Consider the following 4,656-nt stretch of genomic DNA (forward strand, 5'->3'; position numbering starts at 1 on the left):
ATCACCGAGGCCGTCTACACGGGCCGGACCGCCGACGGTCTGGCACTGGCCATCGGCTTCAAGGCAGGCCGCGCCGTCGGCTATCTCTGCGACGGCAAGTCGGTCGAGGCCTGGCTGGAAGGCACCGTCGAGGGGGACCGGGTCCTGCTGCACGGGCGCACCCCGGCGAACTCCGTCGCGGCGACCGCGGACCAGCGGTCCCTGCTGGGCACCGTGACCGTCGGCGGTGTCGCGCACCCGTTCTCGGCCCGGATCGCCGTCACCGGGAGCGACGCGGGGCTGTACGAGAACAAGCGGGCCGTCGAGGGCATCTCGACCCGCATCGGCTGGATCGTCCTGTTCGACGGCACCCAGGTCGGGATCGCCAAGCGTGGCGACGTCCGCAGCCCGGCGCCCACGCTCGACACCAGCACCCTGCGGGCGGTCGACGGGGGCGAGACCGTGACGGCGGAACGGCTCTCCGGCTCGTCCGTCGTGCTGGGCTGAGCCACCGGCACCCGCCGTGGTTCCGGGCTGAACCTCCAGTTCGCAGGCGGCGTCCCGGAGACCTCGACGCTCGACCACGAGAAGCAGGCGGACTACAGGGTCTTCGCGAGGCCGACAACGCAGTGCGGGCGGCGCGCAGTGGGCCGGGGTCTTCGGCAGCCGCCTAGGGACTTTCCCCAGGGACCCGCCGCGGCCGCGGGAGCAGGCTCGTGGGCATGGAACTCGTCGTCGACCTCACCGAGACGGACGGCCGCGTGCGCGGCACCGTCCGACGCGCGACGTCCAGCGTCGCCCACCCCTTCACCGGCACCCTGGAGTTGCTCGCCTGCCTCGAACGACTGAGCACCGAGGACCCGGGGCCGGAGGCCCCCCGTCGTGAGCGATGAGGTCGCTCCCCCGGCGCGCAGCCGAAGGGGGACGCCTGTCGAGGGCCTGGATCCGTCGCTGTGGCCGTCTTCGAAAAGACTCCGCTGCGACCTGTCCCCCTGCCCACCGGGCGCACACCGGAGACGGCTCAGCCGAGGGCCTGCTCGGTGTCGGCGAAGAGCGCGAACTCGTCCTGCAGTCCGGAGAGCTCCAACGGGCGCAGCACGACCCGGTTGTCGCCGACCACCACGCGGGTGTCCGCGCCCTGGCGTCCGGCCCGGTTGCGGGCGGCCACCAGCGCGGCCAGGCCGACGGAACCGAGGAAGCGGACCTCCGTCAGGTCCACGACCAGCAGGCCGCCCGGTGTGACCGTCGACAGGGCCGCGTCCACCCTGTCGATCGTGAGCGCGTCGATCTCGCCCGAGACGTGCACCACGACCGCGCGCCCACGCCGCTCCACGACCACACCGAACGGTGGGTCCTCGTCCGCGGCGGACGGACTGCGGGGGGCGGCGTCGGGTTCGTACGGACAGTGCGACATCCGTGGCTCCTTCGTTCGCGGTAGCGGACTGAGGTGCCGGGCGGGCTTCGAAGGGGGCCGACGACGTGTGCGCGCGGACCCAGGGCACCCGGGCTGGGGCATGCGTGGCCCCTGAGCTGCTGGAATCCCCGGACGGCCGCCGAGAGAGCGACGGCTCTCCGGACCCGATCGATGTCCGACGCCGTCGTCGACGCCCGATCACCGTCGCCGTCGCCGATGGGGCGCAGCGTGTGTCGTCGAGGTCTATCGACGCCGCGAGCCGCGGCGTTACAAGCCTGTCGGAGCGCAGCTTCTCGGCGACACGCGCCGCAGGGGTCCGGAACGAGCGCGACCGCGCTATCGCCAGGGGTCGGTCACCTCGCGCAGGTCGGTGAGGATCGCGCCCAGCTGGCGCATCCGCCGCGGCCCGAGGTGCGCGGCCCACTCGGCCTCCACCTCGGCGACGATCTCCCGTGACACCTCGACGGTGCGTCGGCCCCGGGGCGCGATCCGGACCAACCGCGCCCGTCCGTCCGCCGGGTCGGGTTCACGCTCGACGTAGCCCGACCGCTCGAGCTGGTCCACGAGGAACCCCGCCGCCTGCTTGCTGGTGCCTGCCTGCTCGGCGAGCTCGGTCAGCCTGCTGCCACTCGGTGCGATCCGCTGGAACACGCGGGCCTGTGCCGGGGTGAAGTCGTCGAACCCCGCCGCCGCGAGCCCGGTGAAGACCCGGGTCTCCATCGCGCGGTAGGGCAGGAACAGCAGCACGCCCAGGTTGAGGATGTCCGTCACGCTTGACGAGGGTACGAGATAGTCAGAGACTTTGAACAAATCAGTCAAAGTCTTTGACCTTCTTCGGGGGTACCGATGGAGCAGCACGTGAAGTGGGAGATCGTCGCCTCGCAGCGCCGCGTCCTGGCCGAGCTGCTGGCAGGTCTCTCGGAGTCCGAGTGGGAGCAGCCCTCGCTGTGCCACGAGTGGCGGGTCCGCGACGTGGCCGCCCACGTCGCCCTGACGCCGCGGTCACCGTCGGCGTTCCGCATCGTCGTCGACGGGGTCCGTGCCCGCGGGGACTTCGACCGGCTGAACCGCGACCTCGCGATCGCCCACGCCGGACGCACCGACGCCGATCTCGCGGCCGAGCTGCTCCGAGACGCCGACAGTCGTCGCAAGCCCGCCGTCACCACACTCGACAACCTGGTCATGGACACCCTCGTCCACGTCCAGGACATCGCGCTCCCCCTGGGCCGCTCCGTGCCGACGCCCCCCGACGGCGCCGTGGCCGCGCTGGACCGCGTCTGGCGGATGGGCTGGCCGTTCTGGGCCCGTCGGCGGTTCCGCACCACCCGACTCGTGGCGACCGACGTCGACTGGGTCGCGGACCGGGGAGCGGCCGCCACGGAGATCCGCGGCCCGGCGGCCGCCCTGCTGTTGCTGCTCACCGGCCGCACCGCGGCGGCGGCGCCGCGACTCACCGGCACCGGCACCGCGCAGCTGCGGTAGGGCTCCGCGTGTCTCCGTGCGGTCACGGTTCGGGAACGACCTCGACCCGGGTCCGGCATTCGGCCTAGCCCGCCGAGCGGGACGAACCCGACGTGCCCACGATGCACGCACCGCTGGACCCGAGGAGAGAATCATGACCGTCACCGGAGTCATCACCGCCATCGTCATCGGCGCGATCATCGGCGCACTCGCCCGCCTGATCCTGCCCGGCAAGCAGAACATCCCGATCTGGCTGACGATCGTCGTCGGCATCGTCGCCGCCTTCATCGGCACGTTCATCGCCCGCGCCATCGGCATCCCCACCGCCACCAGCGGCATCGACTGGCTCGAACTGCTCGTCCAGCTCGTCGTCGCCGTGATCGGTGTGGCGATCGTGGCCGGTGCCTACGGCCGTCGAGGCGCCCGCCGCTGACCCCCGGCGCTGCTGCTCGGGGCCGAGAGGCGCCCCCGAGCAGCAGCGCCCGCTCGACGGACCCACGCACCGGGGCGACGCGGTCGACACCGCGTGGTGCGGCTGACACGATGCGGCTCGAGTCGAGTGCGCCGTGTCGCCGCCGTTCGCGAGAGGTGGTTGTGGTGGGCCCCCTTGTCACGACCAAGCTGCACGTCCCGCGGCGGCGACGTGGCCTGGTGGGGCGGGCCCGGCTGACCGCACGTCTCGCGGCGGGTGCCGAGGCCGCCCTGACGGTGGTGTCGGCACCGGCCGGGTTCGGCAAGACGACACTGGTGACCGAGTGGCTCGCCGACGGCGCGCCGGCGGCCTGGCTCTCCCTCGACCGGCGCGACGACGACCCGGTCGTGTTCTGGTCCTACGTCGTCGCCGCGCTGCGCACGGTGGCACCCGACGTCGGCGCCGCCGCGCTGGCCCTGCTGGAGTCGCGGGCTCCCGCGGACGCGGTCCTCGCCACACTGGTCAACGACCTCGCGGCGCTGCCGGGCGAGGTGGTGCTCGTGCTCGACGACTACCACGTCGTCGACTCGCCTGAGGTCCAGGAGGGCATGGCGTTCCTGGTCGAGCACCTGCCCGCCCAGGTCCACCTGGTGATCGCCACGCGCGCCGATCCGGCCCTCCCGCTGGCGCGGCTGCGCAGCCGCGGGGACCTCGTCGAGATCCGGGCGGCCGACCTGCGGTTCACCCGGCCGGAGGCGTCGGCGTACCTGAACGACGTCAGGGGGCTCGCCCTGTCCGCGCAGGACGTGTCCGCGCTCGACGGGCGCACCGAGGGCTGGATCGCGGCACTGCAGCTCGCAGCGCTGTCCCTGCAGCACCACGACGACGCCTCCGGGTTCATCGACGGCTTCGCGGGGGACGACCGCTACATCATCGACTACCTGGTCGAGGAGGTCCTGCACCGCCAGCCGGACCGGGTCCGGACCTTCCTGCTGCAGACCTCAGTCCTGACCCGGATGACCGCCGCGCTCTGCGACGCGGTCACCGGCCGAGACGACGGCCGGGCCATGCTCGACGTCCTCGAGCGGAACAGCCTCTTCCTCGTCCCGCTGGACCACCGCCGCCGCTGGTACCGCTACCACCACCTGTTCGCCGACGTCCTGCAGGCGCACCTGCGCGACGAGCAGGCCGCGGCCGTGCCCGAGCTGCATCGGCGGGCCTGCGACTGGTACGAGCGCACCGGCGACCGGGACGACGCCGTGGACCACGCGCTGGCGGGCGGACACGTCACGCGGGCCGCGGACCTGGTCGAGCAGGCCTTGCCCGCGCTGCAACGGGGTCGCCGGGAGTCGACCATGCGGCGGTGGCTGGAGGCGCTGCCGGACGAGGT

Annotated in this window: 7 protein-coding genes; 5 read left to right on the forward strand and 2 right to left on the reverse strand. The window is 73.0% G+C overall.

All coding sequences use genetic code 11. The features are described 5' to 3' along the window. Together H5J29_RS21520 and H5J29_RS21525 are read left to right on the forward strand one after the other, a co-directional pair. The coding region (locus H5J29_RS21520) for a hypothetical protein (protein ID WP_181782852.1) at positions 1 to 486 on the forward strand (486 nt) is incomplete at its 5' end. Positions 487 to 701: 215 nt separating this feature from the next. Next, complete coding sequence (locus tag H5J29_RS21525; protein ID WP_181782853.1) at positions 702 to 872, forward strand: hypothetical protein; 171 nt, start codon at positions 702 to 704, stop codon at positions 870 to 872. Positions 873 to 1,000: 128 nt separating this feature from the next. On the opposite strand, the gene H5J29_RS21530 is transcribed toward H5J29_RS21525, so the two are convergent. Both H5J29_RS21530 and H5J29_RS21535 read right to left on the reverse strand, forming a co-directional pair. Next, positions 1,001 to 1,393, reverse strand: a complete 393-nt coding sequence (locus H5J29_RS21530; protein WP_181782854.1) for an STAS domain-containing protein — start codon at positions 1,391 to 1,393, stop codon at positions 1,001 to 1,003. 336 nt (positions 1,394 to 1,729) lie between these two features. Then, positions 1,730 to 2,164 carry a MarR family winged helix-turn-helix transcriptional regulator gene (locus H5J29_RS21535; RefSeq protein ID WP_312858340.1) on the reverse strand — a complete coding sequence of 145 codons (435 nt, stop codon included), beginning with the start codon at positions 2,162 to 2,164 and terminating at the stop codon, positions 1,730 to 1,732. An 87-nt stretch (positions 2,165 to 2,251) separates the two neighbouring features. On the opposite strand from H5J29_RS21535, the gene H5J29_RS21540 reads away from it, so the two are divergent. The 3 genes from H5J29_RS21540 to H5J29_RS21550 form a co-directional block, all read left to right on the forward strand. Then, positions 2,252 to 2,875 (forward strand): maleylpyruvate isomerase family mycothiol-dependent enzyme, encoded by a 624-nt coding sequence (locus H5J29_RS21540; protein WP_312858341.1) that lies wholly within the window; start codon positions 2,252 to 2,254, stop codon positions 2,873 to 2,875. A 133-nt stretch (positions 2,876 to 3,008) separates the two neighbouring features. Next, positions 3,009 to 3,287: a GlsB/YeaQ/YmgE family stress response membrane protein gene (locus tag H5J29_RS21545; RefSeq protein WP_181782856.1), complete on the forward strand. Its 279-nt coding sequence runs from the start codon at positions 3,009 to 3,011 to the stop codon at positions 3,285 to 3,287. A 164-nt stretch (positions 3,288 to 3,451) separates the two neighbouring features. Further along, a partial coding sequence (locus H5J29_RS21550; protein ID WP_512700132.1) for a winged helix-turn-helix domain-containing protein occupies positions 3,452 to 4,656 on the forward strand: 1,205 nt, incomplete at its 3' end.

Source organism: Pseudonocardia pini, from assembly GCF_013870575.1.
In the GTDB taxonomy this organism is placed as follows: Bacteria; Actinomycetota; Actinomycetes; order Mycobacteriales; family Pseudonocardiaceae; genus Pseudonocardia; species Pseudonocardia pini.